Below are 13,963 nucleotides of genomic sequence, written 5' to 3'. Positions count from 1 at the left end.
AATAAGCAGTATAGACACTTTTATCGATGTTAAAACATTAAACGGAACTTATATAAATATTGAGCCGCGAAAGCTTCATTAATTTCAAGTAAATCTGCATCTTCTAATGACCAATCCACTTTTTCTAAACCTTTACGAATTGCTGGTGCTGGTCCAATACCCATAATTTTCGGATCTACCCCAGCTACTGAATATCCAACAATTCTAGCTAACGGTTGTAAACCTTTTTCTTTCGCTTTTTCTTCGCTCATTAATACTAGAACTGCACTCCCGTCATTAAGACCAGATGCGTTCCCTGCAGTTACTGATCCATCTTTACGGAATGCCGGCTTCAATCCAGCTAATTTCTCAGCTGTAATATCTGCACGTGGATGCTCATCCTTCGAAAATACTACTTCTTTTCTACGTTCTTTTATTGTAATAGGAACAATTTGATCGTCAAAGTGTCCAGACTCGATTGCTTGTAGTGCTAGTGTATGACTACGAAGCGCAACTTCATCTTGTTCCTCTCTTGTAATTTCATATTGTTCAACTAAATTTTCCGCTGTTTCACCCATCATAATATGGTGAATCGGATCTTCTAACACTTCCCACACCGTATCACGAATTTCTCCGTGCTGTAGACGTTGTCCCCAGCGGTGCTGTTTCAATGCATAAGGGCTCGAACTCATCGCTTCTACTCCACCTGCAACAACAACATCACTTACACCTAATTGGATTTGCATTGCAGCTGACATAATTGCTTGCATACCTGAAGAACATTGGCGTTGGATTGTATATCCCGTAACTGTGTCAGGAAATCCTGCCGCTAATGCAGCTGTTCTCGCCGTATTTGCTTCATCAGTTCTTTGAATACAATGACCTAAAATTACTTCATCAACTTCATGTGGTTCTACCCCGCCTCGTTTTACAGCTTCCTGAAGTACAGGAACAGCTAATTCTACTGGCGTTACATTTTTTAGCGCTCCTCCAAAAGTTCCAATTGGCGAACGAACTGCAGCTGTAATAACAACATTATGCATTTTGTACTTGCCCCTCTCTTATGTACCCTAGTAAGTTTTTAGGTGAAATTCCATAAGATGTATATCTATAACTATCATACTATAAACATACTAAAAAATCAAAATATTTCATATAATAAAAATAGAAGGAATTAACCTTCTATTCTGTCAGTGCATATAAAAACTTTTGCAAAATTTTCTCTGTCGTTTCATTCAATTTTGGCAACTTATCTACTGGAAAATATTGAAGTTTCAACCCTTCATGATCGAGCTTTAATTCCCCGCTCACATGATGTGCCTGATACAGATGAATGACATTGAAAATTTCATCGCCATTCGGATAACGGAAATATACTTCTTTTCCTGATAGAACACCAAGAAATTGCATTATTTTTGCAGTTAACCCCGTTTCCTCAAATAACTCTCTACGTGCCGTTTCTTCTGTCGTTTCACCCAGTTCCATCGCCCCGCCAGGTACACCCCAATCATATGTATCTGAACGATATTGAAGCAATACTTCTTGTTTATCATTTAATATAATGATTGCTGATCCTACGAGAATAAGCGGTCTTGTACCAACGACTTTTCGTAACTCTTCAATATACCCCATATGTAAATTCCCCTTTCCCTAACCTCCCTTATCATAACAAAATTTCTCTCTTTTTGTTCATGTAATTTTAAAGAAAAAAAGGAAGCTTTCGCCTCCGTTTTTTCATCTTTATTTCTTAAAACTTTCATATTTTACAGCTTCAAAAGCTTCCTCAATTTCATCATTACGATAATGGACATATGTAAAACGACCCAATTCTACTAATCTTGCTATTTCCTGTAACGCTTTATGCTGCTCATATGTTTCTTTCAGCTTAATATGTACATAAAACTTCATTAAAGGATGTTCATATAAAGGTTCTCCCACCTCTACATATACATCTTCAACCCCTTGTACAACTCTTACATAACTCGCAAATTGATAAAGTGCTTCTCTGTCTGAAACGATTTTTAATGTATACATATATTCTCCCCCTTTCCTTTACTATATCAAAAAGACGACCATACCATGTTATAGAACTATGAAATTTTTTCGACTTGTCATCTATATATTCAATAAAGAAGGCGTTTATCCATACATGACATCTTTTTCCCACATATATTATAGGAAGAACTTTTTTCATTTGAGGTGTTCCTTATGGATCCATACGTCAATATATGTATTTGTATTACTCCCGGCGCCGATATTTCTGATGACCGCATCGCAAAAGATTTAGCTGTTGCAGAATCAATTTGGCACCCCATTACATTTCAAATTCAAGAAGTAATTGTATTAAATGAACTTTTCCGTTTTTTTGACCGTGAAATCAGTTATAAAAATTCCATTCAAAGTCAAGAAAAATTGGCATCCTTTTTCCAAACATGTGTAAATGAAGCTCCTGAATGCGACCTTTATATTTGTTATATTGGCAGTGATTATTTCAAAGAAACAGCAGTAATTGCCTGCGCTTATTCTTTAGCAAAACAACAGCAACTTACTGGCTATATCGTTTTAACAAATTCGGCTGCCCCTATGAAAAATATATATACGCTCGCTCACGAAATCGGTCATATTTTATTTACAAGACGTATTCATGGAAAACTTACTCATGCAGATCCTCATTCTCCAACCGGCTCGGAGCACCACCCTTCTCCAACAAATCTTATGTATCCGATAGTCCCTCGTCCAGAAAACGTTCATATTCATTCCTTATTAACAACAGAACAAAAAGCGCTCTCTTTACAAAGCTCTTTACTACAAAGAAAAAAACAGTAACCTTCATGTTACTGTTTAAAACAACTTGTTCCAATCAACAAACCAAATCCCGGCTGCTAGAAATAAAAATAGACAACTAAATGTAAATGTAAATGTAATCCCTCTAAAAATCCCTATATAATATTTCTTTGGAAATAATTTTTTGTATATCCAGAGCAGCCGCTTTTTATTGAATTTCTAGTTCACACTTTTTCTTTCTTCAATTTTTAAAGACCATCTCATTAATCCATATATACTTCCATACATAAGTAAGACCTTTGCAATTCCCCAAAATACATTTCTTTCTTCTAAGTCTTTAAATAAAAACATAATCGCAAGAGGAACAATTAATACAAAAACACCCATCCAACCAAGAACATATACTTCACCAATAAGAAGTAATAAAAAGATAATTGCTGCTAATATATATGTTTGCATTGTTGACAATTGTAAAATAGGCGTCCCATACCATTTATTCATAAACATCAATAACACCAATAATAAAATAGGAACCATTACTATCACATAAATCATTCCAAATTCCGCCAATTTACTTTTAAAAGAAGACATTCTAAATGCAACAATCGTTCCGATAATCGTAATGATTAAAACGATAGGATAACCGATTAACTGTACATTCGTTAACGTAAATTGTTGATCCGGACTTCCAAATAAAATATTTGTAAGTAACCAATATCCGCCTATCCCAATTATCATTCCTAAGATACTTTTTATACTCCCACCTTTATCCTTCTCCATCTCTTTAGCTAACTCTTCCGCATACTCTTTTGGTGAGTCACCAAATATGTCCCTTACCGTCTTCCCCTTTTTTTCACCTTCTATTAAATGAAGCTCTGCATCTTCTAGAAAAGCATCCACATCTTCTTCTTTAATTCCCTTAGTTATTAAATATACTTTCGTATCAATTAAAAACTTTTCTCCTTCTTTAGAAATCTTCATGATAATCCCCCTTTATTTAACCATTTCTCTTCTATTCGTCTTCATCATAATTTCAAGGAAAATCAAAATAAACAAACTTCCGTATAAACATATAATTTGAAATAGCATTGGCATAAGATCTTCCGATGTAAATGTTTTAAACAGTAACATAATAGAAAGTGGAATGATTAAATATAAGTTTTTAAACCATCCTTCAAAATATATATTTATAGCTACTGTGATGATAAAAATCCCACCAGCTAATATATAACTTTGGACTTCGGTGAATGTGAGCATTTTTGTAGGATATATCACATCTAATATCGTAACAGCTCCTAATAAAAACAATGGAGCAATCATAACTAAAGACCACATGGAAAACCATGTTTTTGTAAAGCTTGTGACGAAGGCCATTTTGCGAAGTAGAAAATTAGGACCCATAACAACTAAAATCAATGAAAAACTGTAACCGATACACTGCATAAGTGAAATCTGTAACATTCCATTATTCACTATTAAGATAGAAGCAATAATCCAAAACGATACGATATTCATTACTGTAAAACCAATTTGCTTCCACGTTTCCTGTCTATCTCTTTCCATCACTTTTACAATTTCATTTGCATATTCTTTCGGTGAGCTTCCGAAAATATCTTCTACACGCTTCCCCTCACTCTCACCTTCTATTAAATGCAATTCTGCATCTTCTAAAAAGTTTTCAATATCACTTTCTTTCACACTCTTTGCCGTCAAAAATAATCTCATATCTAACAAAAACTTTCGAGCTTCACTTGATAACATTATTTTCTCCTTCCCTTCCCTTCAAGTAGACGTTCTACACTACTTTGCATCGCTTCCCAGCGATCCATAAATTCATCAAGTGCTTCCTCGCCTTTTTCTGTTAATGTATAATATTTTCTCTTTGGACCAGATGGCGATTCCTTCATTACGCTTGTTATTAGTCCTTCTTTTTGCATTCGTATTAATAACGGATAAATACTTCCCTCACTCGCCATTGTAAAACCATACTTTGCTAGCTTTTCACTCATTTCATAACCGTATATTTCGCCTTCAGAAATAATAGCAAGTAAGCATCCTTCTAAAATCCCTTTCAACATTTGACTTGTCGACATAATTCAAATCCTCCTACTATCTTGTTTTACAAGATAGATAAGCGTAAGTATCTTGCTTTACAAAATAGTATAGCAAAGACTATTTTGCAAAACAAGATAGCTAACGATATTTTTTCCAAATGTTTGCAGGAATTTCATTATAACCTCTCTAAATAGAGCACTATGAAAACTTTATTATGAAGGGATGTTTTTCATCATGGTTACAAATCGAGTTGTCTTTTTAACAGGTGCTGCGAGTGGTATTGGATATGAAATGGGAAGTGCTTTTGCAAAAGAAGGTGCAAAAGTTGTGATTACTGATCGTCTTGAAGAACGTGCGAAAGAAGCTGCTGAACAATTACAAAATGAAGGTTTTCAAGCTACCGGTTTAAAATGTGACGTTACATCTGAAGAGGAAATTACAGCATCAATTTCTCAAACAGTTAGTCATTTCGGTTCATTAGATATATTAATTAACAACGCAGGAATGCAACACGTTTCACCCATTGAAGACTTTCCAACTGAAAAGTTTGAGCTACTAATTCAAATTATGCAAATTGCTCCGTTTATCGCAATTAAGCATGCCTTTCCGATTATGAAACAACAAAAATATGGTCGTATTATTAATGTCGCTTCTATTAACGGCCTTGTCGGGTTTGCTGGAAAAGCTGCCTACAATAGTGCAAAACATGGCGTAATTGGATTAACAAAAGTTGCCGCTTTAGAAGGTGCTACGCATGGTATTACTGTTAATGCCCTTTGCCCTGGTTATGTCGATACCCCTCTTGTACGTAATCAACTACAAGACTTAGCTACTACACGAAATGTACCACTTGAAAATGTTTTAGAAGATGTTATTTATCCACTCGTCCCACAAAAGCGCTTATTACAAGTACAAGAAATCGCTGATTATGCTATGTTTTTAGCGAGTGAAAAAGCTAAAGGTATAACTGGTCAAGCTGTCGTTATCGATGGTGGCTATACTGCTCAATAAAAAATAAAGTTTGCTCAAGAAGAGCAAACTTTATTTTTTATCGCGAGGATCTTCGTACTTTAGTAATTGCCGCGGGAGCTTCTCAATTGCAACAATTACCCCCTCTAATTTACTTTCAATACGGTGGAGTAAATATAATGTTACAACAATTGGAAACCCTACATTACCTATCATCTTGATCCACTCTTCCATCCTCTTCTCCTCCTTTCATTATATAAGTAAGAGAAAACAATGCATTTAGGCATAAAAAAACAAGCTATTATGTATTAGCCTGTTTTTCAAATAATGATGCAATTTCTCGTTTATAATCCCCGCTTATAATACCTTTCTCAGTAATAATTCCTGTAATTAATTCGTTCGGTGTTACGTCAAATGCAGGGTTATAAACATTCGTTCCGATTGGTGCTACTTGTTTTCCAAAGATTTTCGTAACTTCTGTTTCATCTCTTTCTTCAATAATTATTTCGGCTCCAGTTTCTTTCCTAACATCAAATGTTGACAGTGGCGCAGCAACATAAAATGGGATATCAAAGTGCTTTGCTAAAATAGCTAAATTCATTGTCCCTATTTTATTTGCCGTATCTCCATTTGCGACAATTCGATCCGCCCCTACAATAATTGCATTTATTTCTTTCGTTTGAATAGCATGAGCTGCAGTATTATCTGTAATAAGGGTCACATCAATATTTGCTTGCTTCAATTCCCAGGTCGTTAAGCGACCACCTTGTAAAACTGGTCTCGTTTCACACGCATATGCATGTAAACGCACACCTTTCTCTTTTCCAATATAAAAGGGAGCTAATGCAGTTCCATATCTGGCAGTTGCGATACTTCCAGCGTTACAGATTGTTAAAATATTATCGCCATCTTTAAAACATGTTAACGCATATTCCCCAATATTTCGGCACACCTCTTCATCTTCCTGCTGAATGCGAAGCGCTTCTTCTTCTAATGTTTTTTGTGCTTCTTTTATTGTAATAATCTCTCGAATAGATTCTCTCATACGATCAATTGCCCAAAATAAATTTACTGCTGTCGGGCGTGACGTTCCTAAATAATTACAATCTCTATTAAACTTCTTTTGAAATTCTTCAATATGTACAGTGTTATATTTTTTTGATGCAAGCGCCAAGCCAAATGCAGCTACAATTCCAATTGCAGGCGCTCCTCGTACTTCTAACATTACGATGCTTTTCCAAACCTCTTCAATAGTCGTCAATGTTTTGTATTCTGTGCTATGCGGCAATTTTGTTTGATTTAATACCGCAATTGCATCACCTTTCCAGCTTACAGATCTCGGAACAGTAACAATTGTACTCACGCTTTTACGCCCCCTGAAACTGTCTGTTGAAATAATGTTCGAAACAGTTGAATATCAGCACTTTTAGATTCATATTTTATTAGTTCTTTACCTAAGGATAGCGCTTGCTTCTTAGCTTGAATTCTTGTTTCTTTATTTTCTATTTCATCTAAATCTGCTACATGAGCTAAACCAATTGTTCTACGAATTAGTTCACATCCGGCAAATCCAACTGCATCAGTAAAGATATTTTGCAAAATAATTGGTAACCATTGCTTTTCTTTCGTATATGCTTCTACACCTTCTCCAATCCATAACTTTGTAAAAGTCTCTACAAAATAACTCCACGTCTTTTCTATATGGAAAAATAGTACACTTCTTTTTTCTTCTTCTCTAGATAAAGCATTTAATAATAGATTTGCAATAAATTGACCTATGTCAAATCCAAATGGGCCATATGTCGCAAATTCTGGATCAATCACTTTCGTTTCAGAAGGTGACGAAAAAATACTACCAGTATGTAAATCACCATGAATAAGAGTTTCTTTTCTTGTTAAGAACTTATATTTATATTGTGCTACTTTTAGTTTTAAAGTTTTATCACTCCAAAGTTCATCAACCACGAGCTGTAAATCTGGCTCATAATCATTTGTATCATAATGTCCAAACGGATCTGTAAACACTAAATCCTCTGTAATTTTACAAAGGTCCGGATTTACAAAGGTACCTTCTAGTACCCTCTTCTCTTCTGACTGTAAACCAAAATCTGAAGTATAAAATAAAACATGTGCTAGAAAACGGCCGATATGCTGGGATAAAAGCGGATATTCTTCTCCGTCTATTAATCCTTTTCTTGTAATTGTTAGTCTTGATAAGTCTTCTATTACCGTTATCGCTAACTCTTCATCATGACTGTACACTACTGGAACATAATCCGGTACATACTGCGCAAAAATTTGCAGTGCCTTGCTTTCAATCGTTGCTCTTTTTATAGACAATGGCCAGCTTTCACCAACTACTTTCGCATAAGGCAGTGCTTGTTTTATTATAATTGATTTCTCTCCATCATCTAATTTGAACACGTAATTTAAGTTTCCGTCTCCAATTTCATGACAAACGACATTTGCCTTCGCTTCAAAATAGCCATGATCTTTCGCATATTGTACAGCTGTTATTTCTGTTAATGAATAATATCCCATCGTCTTCTCCCCCTTTTTAAATTCAGAGGTTTTTCTAACATAGAAAAACCTCTTTCCACTAAGAAAGAGGTTTGAAGTTTATCTTCTCCCCTCTTATCTGCCAGAAAGTTTTACTTTCTGCTGGAATTAGCACCGTGCCTTTTGGCGTAATAAACGCCCCATTTCACAATGGTATTACGGTCGGTTGCTGGGCTTCATCGGGCCAAATCCCTCCACCTGCTCTTGATAAGAGTTGTATAATTTTTTGAATTTTTAACTTTATGTTGAAGACTATACCAAGAATAAAAATCACTTGTCAACATTTTATTTGTATAATTCTGGACGGCGATCCGCAAAAACTGGAATTCCTTTACGTACTTCTTTAATTTTCTCGAATTCAAGCTCTCCAAATAAAATTGATTCCTCTTCATTCGCCTCTACTACAACTTCACCCCAAGGGTCCACAATTAAAGAATGACCCGCAAATACATTATTTGGATCCTTTCCTGCTCTATTACACGCAACAACATAACACTGATTTTCAACCGCTCTTGCTTGCAATAGCAAACGCCAATGTGCTAAACGAACTAATGGCCATTCTGCTACAACAAATAATACTTTTGCCCCTTTAGCAGTATGGACACGCATCCACTCTGGAAAACGAATATCATAACAAATTGTTCCAGCACATTCAACATCATCTAGCTTAAATTCGCCCGTACTATTACCAGCTATTAAATATTTATGTTCATCCATAAGCTGAAATAAATGTACTTTACTATATTCGTTGACTAGCTGTCCTTCATTATTTACAACATACATCGTATTTGTAACGCCTTGCTCCGTTTGCTTTGCTATGGACCCACCAACAATATGTACATCATATTGCTTCGCCCATTCTATTAACTTTTCTTTCGTTTCCACTCCATCCCTATCTGCAATTTCAGAAAGTCTCGTTAAATCATATCCTGTTGTCCATAACTCTGGTAAGACGATAACATCTGGCCTTTCCTTCATAGCTTCGCTTATTTTATTTTTAGCATTCTCAATATTTTTTTCTACATCTCCAAAAACAATATCCATTTGAATACATGCGACTTTCATTTTTTCAGCCCCATTCTTATTTTTCTCTTTACAAAATACTGGAAAGATTATATCATTTGTCACTAGAATTGTAACAACTTTCAAAAGAGGTGGAAAGTATGAAATTATTTCAACCTTCTGAGATAGTAACATCATTGCCAACACAATTTTTCGCTTCACTTGTTGCAAAAGTTAACAAAGTCGTTGCAGCTGGTCACGATGTTATTAATCTAGGTCAAGGTAATCCAGATCAACCAACACCGCAGCATATCGTAAAAGCTTTACAAGATGCTGCCGAAAAGACCATTCATCATAAATATCCGCCATTTCGCGGACATGAAAGCTTAAAGGAAGCCGTAGCTACATTCTATAAACGTGAATACGGCGTCGAATTAAACCCAAAAACTGAAGTTGCTATTTTGTTTGGCGGAAAGGCTGGACTAGTAGAATTACCGATTTGTTTTACAAATCCTGGTGATACGATTCTCGTTCCGGATCCAGGCTATCCAGATTATTTATCCGGGGTTGCCTTAGCAAAGGCACACTTTGAAACCATGCCACTTATTGCAGAAAATCATTTTTTACCGGATTATAAACAAATTGATGACTCTATCGCTGAGCAAGCAAAGTTAATGTTTTTAAACTATCCAAATAACCCTACCGGTGCTACTGCATCAAAAGATTTTTTTGATAAAACCATTCACTTTGCTAATAAACATAATATATTAGTTGTTCACGATTTCGCTTACGGCGCTATCGGATTTGATGGTCAAAAACCTGTTAGTTTCTTGCAAGCAGATGGTGCCAAAGATACAGGAATTGAAATTTACACTCTATCGAAAACTTTCAATATGGCTGGCTGGCGTATTGCTTTTGCAGTAGGGAATGAAAGTGTCATTGAAACCATTAACCTATTGCAAGATCATATGTATGTTAGTATTTTTGGTGCAGTTCAAGATGCTGCCCGCGAAGCACTATTAAGTTCACAGTCTTGCGTAATAGACCTTGTAAATAGTTACGAATCTCGAAGAAATGTCCTTATAGAAGCTTGTCATTCCATTGGTTGGAATGTTGATATTCCAAAAGGATCATTCTTTGCATGGCTTCCTGTACCAGAGGGCTATACATCTGAGGAATTTTCTAATATTTTATTAGAAAAAGTACACGTTGCAGTTGCTCCAGGTGTTGGCTTCGGTGAGCACGGCGAAGGTTATGTTCGCGTTGGGCTCCTGCATACAGAGGAGCGATTGCGGGAAGCAATTAATCGAATTGAGAAATTAAAAATTTTCAAAAAGCCATTGACAACATGAAAAATATCTGACAAAATTCAGTTATCTTAAAAATTTAAACATTTCTAAATACTTCTTATCAAGAGCAGGTGGAGGGACGAGCCCGACGAAGCCCGGCAACCGATCTACAATTGTAGACACGGTGCTAATTCTCGCAGCATTATGCTGACAGATAAGGAGCTGGTTGTAAAAAAACCTCTCCTTAGCTGAGAGGTTTTTTTATTTAACTAGGGGGTTATAACAATGAGCGGAATTATAGCGACGTATTTAATTCATGACGATTCACATAACTTAGAAAAAAAGGCGGAACCAATTGCACTCGGATTAACAATTGGTTCTTGGACTCATTTGCCACACTTATTACAAGAACAATTAAAACAGCATAAAGGCAACGTCATTCATATTGAGGAATTAGCTGAACAAGAACATACGAATTCATATTTACGCAAAAAGGTAAAACGTGGGATTATTAAAATCGAATACCCGTTATTAAATTTCAGTCCAGACTTACCAGCGATTTTAACAACTACATTCGGAAAGCTATCACTTGATGGCGAAGTAAAATTAATTGACTTAACTTTTTCAGAAGAATTGAAAGAACATTTTCCTGGTCCCAAGTTCGGGATCGATGGCGTTAGAAACCTGATAGAAGTGTATGATCGTCCCCTTTTAATGAGCATTTTTAAGGGAATGATTGGACGAAATATTGGATACTTAAAAACTCAATTACGTGATCAAGCAATTGGTGGTGTAGATATTGTAAAAGATGATGAAATTTTATTTGAGAACTCATTAACACCACTCACGAAACGAATAGTATCTGGAAAAGAAGTTTTACAATCAGTCTATGAAACATACGGCCATAAAACGTTATATGCCGTAAATTTAACAGGACGCACTTTCGACTTAAAAGAAAATGCAAAACGTGCAGTGCAAGCTGGGGCTGATATTCTATTATTTAACGTATTTGCTTACGGACTAGATGTACTACAATCACTTGCAGAAGATGATGAAATCCCGGTTCCTATTATGGCACACCCTGCTGTAAGTGGTGCTTATTCGGCATCGAAGTTATATGGAATTTCATCTCCATTATTACTTGGAAAGCTACTACGTTATGCTGGTGCAGATTTTTCTTTATTCCCGTCTCCATACGGAAGCGTTGCATTAGAAAAAGAAGAAGCTCTCAGCATTTCAAAATATTTAACTGAGGAAGATGCATTTTTCAAGAAAAGTTTTTCTGTCCCATCTGCCGGTATTCATCCTGGTTTCGTTCCTTTTATTCTGCAAGATTTCGGTAAAGATGTTGTTATTAATGCCGGCGGCGGGATACATGGGCATCCGTATGGAGCGCAAGGCGGTGGTAAAGCTTTCCGTACTGCAATTGAAGCTACTCTGCAAGGTAAATTACTCCATGAAGTAGATGAAATTAATTTACATAGCGCACTACAAATATGGGGAAACCCCTCTCATGAGGTGAAGTTATGAGTATTCAAGTGTTTTGTGATTTCGATGGGACGATTACAAATAATGATAACATTATGTCCATTATGGAAAAATTCGCTCCACCAGAAGCAGCAGAAGTAAAAAATAGAATTTTATCACAAGAGCTATCTATTCAAGAGGGTGTTTCTCAATTATTTCAATTAATACCTACTCATCTGCGCGATAATATAATTCAATTTTTAAAAGAAACTGCCGAAATTCGCAGTGGCTTTCATGAATTTATACAATTCGTAAAGGAAAATAACATTTCTTTTTACGTGATATCAGGTGGAATGGATTTCTTCGTCTACCCACTTTTACAAGGGATCATTCCAAAAGAACAAATTTATTGTAATGAAACAGACTTTTCAAAAGAGTTCATTACAGTTAAATGGCCTCATTCTTGTGATGATCATTGTCAAAATTATTGCGGATTATGTAAATCATCATTAATTCGTAAATTAAGTGATACAAATGACTTTCATATTGTAATTGGTGATTCTATTACTGATTTACAAGCTGCGAAACAAGCTGATAAAGTATTCGCTCGCGACTTTCTTATTACAAAGTGCGAAGAAAATCATATTGCTTATACACCGTTTGAAACATTTCAAGATGTGCAAGCTGAATTAAAACTTTTGTTGGAGGTGAGGGCATGAAACAACTTTTTCGTCAGTGGTATGACTTGAGCGAGATAAAAAAAGAATTAACAACTCGAAATTGGTTCCCAGCAACAAGTGGTAATATTTCTATAAAAGTTAGTCATGAGCCACTTACTTTTCTCATTACAGCAAGCGGTAAAGATAAAACAAAAACCACTCCAGATGATTTTCTATTAGTAGATCATGTAGGAGTTCCCGTTTTAGAGACTGAATTACGCCCTTCAGCAGAAACAATATTGCATACACATATTTATAACAATACGAATGCTGGGTGCGTACTTCATGTTCATACAACTGATAATAATGTCATCACAAATTTATATAGTGATGCAGTTACCCTTCAAAATCAAGAAATTATTAAAGCTCTCGATATTTGGGAAGAAGGTGCAACAATTCACATTCCTATTATCGAAAACCATGCCCATATCCCAACGCTTGGAGAAAACTTCCGAAAGCATATACAAGGTGATTCGGGAGCGGTATTAATCCGTAACCACGGTATTACCGTATGGGGCCGAGATAGCTTTGATGCAAAGAAGAGATTAGAAGCTTATGAGTTTTTATTCCAATTTCATATAAAACTATTATCAATTCAAGGAGGCGTTTCTAATGGCGCAAATTCGTATTCATGAAGTAAATACTCGTATTGAAAATGAAGTGGAAGTATCTAAATTTCTACAAGAGGAAGGCGTTTTATATGAGAAATGGAATATTTCTAAACTTCCTACTCATTTAAATGGAAATTATTCTTTAACAGATGAAAACAAAGCTGAAATATTAGCTGTTTTTTCAAAAGAAATTGCTGATGTTTCAGCACGTCGAGGTTATAAAGCATATGATGTAATTTCACTTTCAAATAGCACACCTAACCTTGACGAATTATTAATTAATTTCCAAAAAGAACATCATCATACAGACGACGAAGTTCGCTTTATCGTCAGTGGTCATGGCATTTTCGCTATTGAAGGCAAAGATGGGAAATTCTTTGATGTTGAACTTGAGCCAGGCGATTTAATATCTGTTCCTGAAAATGCAAGACATTATTTTACCTTGCAAGATGATCGTCAAGTTGTAGCTATTCGTATTTTTGTGACAACTGAAGGCTGGGTTCCAATCTATTAAGGTAGTTAGTTGAAT

The 13,963-nt window shown here is 35.6% G+C and carries 16 protein-coding genes, 2 pseudogenes and 2 riboswitches; of the genes and pseudogenes, 7 read left to right on the top strand and 11 right to left on the bottom strand.

Going from position 1 to position 13,963, the window contains the following annotated elements; translation table 11 throughout:
* Nucleotides 1-53: 53 nt before the first annotated feature.
* The 3 genes and pseudogenes from ACODS7_RS01165 to ACODS7_RS01155 form a co-directional block, all read right to left on the bottom strand.
* Nucleotides 54-1,022 (bottom strand): annotated as a pseudogene (locus ACODS7_RS01165) (acetyl-CoA C-acyltransferase); the annotation flags it as partial.
* A gap of 139 nt (nucleotides 1,023-1,161) precedes the next feature.
* The gene (locus ACODS7_RS01160; RefSeq protein WP_002005651.1) at nucleotides 1,162-1,611 is read right to left on the bottom strand and encodes an NUDIX hydrolase; all 450 of its coding nucleotides are present in this window, start codon (nucleotides 1,609-1,611) and stop codon (nucleotides 1,162-1,164) included.
* Nucleotides 1,612-1,719: 108 nt separating this feature from the next.
* Nucleotides 1,720-2,013 carry a DUF3928 family protein gene (locus ACODS7_RS01155; protein WP_000288330.1) on the bottom strand — a complete coding sequence of 98 codons (294 nt, stop codon included), beginning with the start codon at nucleotides 2,011-2,013 and terminating at the stop codon, nucleotides 1,720-1,722.
* Nucleotides 2,014-2,187: 174 nt separating this feature from the next.
* On the opposite strand from ACODS7_RS01155, the gene ACODS7_RS01150 reads away from it, so the two are divergent.
* Complete coding sequence (locus ACODS7_RS01150) at nucleotides 2,188-2,805, top strand: ImmA/IrrE family metallo-endopeptidase (protein ID WP_000371606.1); 618 nt, start codon at nucleotides 2,188-2,190, stop codon at nucleotides 2,803-2,805.
* A 15-nt stretch (nucleotides 2,806-2,820) separates the two neighbouring features.
* On the opposite strand, the pseudogene ACODS7_RS01145 reads toward ACODS7_RS01150, so the two are convergent.
* The 4 genes and pseudogenes from ACODS7_RS01145 to ACODS7_RS01130 all read right to left on the bottom strand — a co-directional run.
* A pseudogene (locus tag ACODS7_RS01145) lies at nucleotides 2,821-2,970 on the bottom strand (DNA-binding protein); the annotation flags it as partial.
* 12 nt (nucleotides 2,971-2,982) lie between these two features.
* Nucleotides 2,983-3,744, bottom strand: a complete 762-nt coding sequence (locus ACODS7_RS01140) for a DUF1129 domain-containing protein (RefSeq protein WP_016080419.1) — start codon at nucleotides 3,742-3,744, stop codon at nucleotides 2,983-2,985.
* Nucleotides 3,745-3,756: 12 nt separating this feature from the next.
* Nucleotides 3,757-4,524, bottom strand: a complete 768-nt coding sequence (locus ACODS7_RS01135) for a DUF1129 domain-containing protein (protein WP_050844470.1) — start codon at nucleotides 4,522-4,524, stop codon at nucleotides 3,757-3,759.
* The gene (locus ACODS7_RS01130) at nucleotides 4,524-4,856 is read right to left on the bottom strand and encodes a PadR family transcriptional regulator (protein ID WP_000107977.1); all 333 of its coding nucleotides are present in this window, start codon (nucleotides 4,854-4,856) and stop codon (nucleotides 4,524-4,526) included. Before ACODS7_RS01130 ends, ACODS7_RS01135 begins: the two co-directional genes overlap by 1 nt.
* A 196-nt stretch (nucleotides 4,857-5,052) precedes the next feature.
* On the opposite strand from ACODS7_RS01130, the gene ACODS7_RS01125 reads away from it, so the two are divergent.
* Entirely contained in the window at nucleotides 5,053-5,829 is a 777-nt protein-coding gene (locus tag ACODS7_RS01125) for a 3-hydroxybutyrate dehydrogenase (protein ID WP_048563878.1), read from the top strand.
* 30 nt (nucleotides 5,830-5,859) lie between these two features.
* Here the strand turns inward: ACODS7_RS01125 and ACODS7_RS01120 are convergent, their stop codons facing one another.
* The 4 genes from ACODS7_RS01120 to ACODS7_RS01105 all read right to left on the bottom strand — a co-directional run bounded on the left by ACODS7_RS01120 (nucleotide 5,860) and on the right by ACODS7_RS01105 (nucleotide 9,495).
* A complete protein-coding gene (locus ACODS7_RS01120; protein ID WP_000393336.1) occupies nucleotides 5,860-6,021 on the bottom strand; it encodes a YvrJ family protein in 162 nt (53 codons plus the stop codon).
* A gap of 67 nt (nucleotides 6,022-6,088) precedes the next feature.
* Nucleotides 6,089-7,150, bottom strand: coding sequence for an S-methyl-5-thioribose-1-phosphate isomerase (mtnA, locus tag ACODS7_RS01115; RefSeq protein ID WP_243168060.1), 1,062 nt, complete (start codon nucleotides 7,148-7,150; stop codon nucleotides 6,089-6,091).
* Complete coding sequence (gene mtnK / locus ACODS7_RS01110; protein ID WP_000542674.1) at nucleotides 7,147-8,328, bottom strand: S-methyl-5-thioribose kinase; 1,182 nt, start codon at nucleotides 8,326-8,328, stop codon at nucleotides 7,147-7,149. Before mtnK ends, mtnA begins: the two co-directional genes overlap by 4 nt.
* 90 nt (nucleotides 8,329-8,418) lie before the next feature.
* A riboswitch (SAM riboswitch) is annotated at nucleotides 8,419-8,560 on the bottom strand.
* A gap of 71 nt (nucleotides 8,561-8,631) precedes the next feature.
* Nucleotides 8,632-9,495 (bottom strand): carbon-nitrogen family hydrolase, encoded by an 864-nt coding sequence (locus ACODS7_RS01105; RefSeq protein ID WP_016080413.1) that lies wholly within the window; start codon nucleotides 9,493-9,495, stop codon nucleotides 8,632-8,634.
* A gap of 14 nt (nucleotides 9,496-9,509) precedes the next feature.
* Between ACODS7_RS01105 and ACODS7_RS01100 the strand changes: the two genes are divergently transcribed.
* The 5 genes from ACODS7_RS01100 (at nucleotide 9,510) to ACODS7_RS01080 (ending at nucleotide 13,948) form a co-directional block, all read left to right on the top strand.
* Nucleotides 9,510-10,700 carry a pyridoxal phosphate-dependent aminotransferase gene (locus tag ACODS7_RS01100; RefSeq protein ID WP_098138071.1) on the top strand — a complete coding sequence of 397 codons (1,191 nt, stop codon included), beginning with the start codon at nucleotides 9,510-9,512 and terminating at the stop codon, nucleotides 10,698-10,700.
* A gap of 52 nt (nucleotides 10,701-10,752) precedes the next feature.
* A riboswitch (SAM riboswitch) is annotated at nucleotides 10,753-10,858 on the top strand.
* Nucleotides 10,859-10,922: 64 nt separating this feature from the next.
* Nucleotides 10,923-12,167 carry a 2,3-diketo-5-methylthiopentyl-1-phosphate enolase gene (mtnW, locus tag ACODS7_RS01095; protein WP_243168061.1) on the top strand — a complete coding sequence of 415 codons (1,245 nt, stop codon included), beginning with the start codon at nucleotides 10,923-10,925 and terminating at the stop codon, nucleotides 12,165-12,167.
* Nucleotides 12,164-12,823, top strand: a complete 660-nt coding sequence (locus ACODS7_RS01090) for a 2-hydroxy-3-keto-5-methylthiopentenyl-1-phosphate phosphatase (protein ID WP_098629405.1) — start codon at nucleotides 12,164-12,166, stop codon at nucleotides 12,821-12,823. The genes mtnW and ACODS7_RS01090 overlap by 4 nt, the downstream gene beginning before the upstream one ends.
* A complete protein-coding gene (locus ACODS7_RS01085) occupies nucleotides 12,820-13,458 on the top strand; it encodes a methylthioribulose 1-phosphate dehydratase (RefSeq protein WP_000811341.1) in 639 nt (212 codons plus the stop codon). The genes ACODS7_RS01090 and ACODS7_RS01085 overlap by 4 nt, the downstream gene beginning before the upstream one ends.
* Nucleotides 13,436-13,948: a 1,2-dihydroxy-3-keto-5-methylthiopentene dioxygenase gene (locus ACODS7_RS01080; protein WP_088114598.1), complete on the top strand. Its 513-nt coding sequence runs from the start codon at nucleotides 13,436-13,438 to the stop codon at nucleotides 13,946-13,948. Before ACODS7_RS01085 ends, ACODS7_RS01080 begins: the two co-directional genes overlap by 23 nt.
* Nucleotides 13,949-13,963 lie beyond the last annotated feature (15 nt).

The sequence above is a fragment of the Bacillus sp. FG16 genome (assembly GCF_057809515.1).
This window is presented reverse-complemented; position numbering and strand designations above follow the sequence as displayed.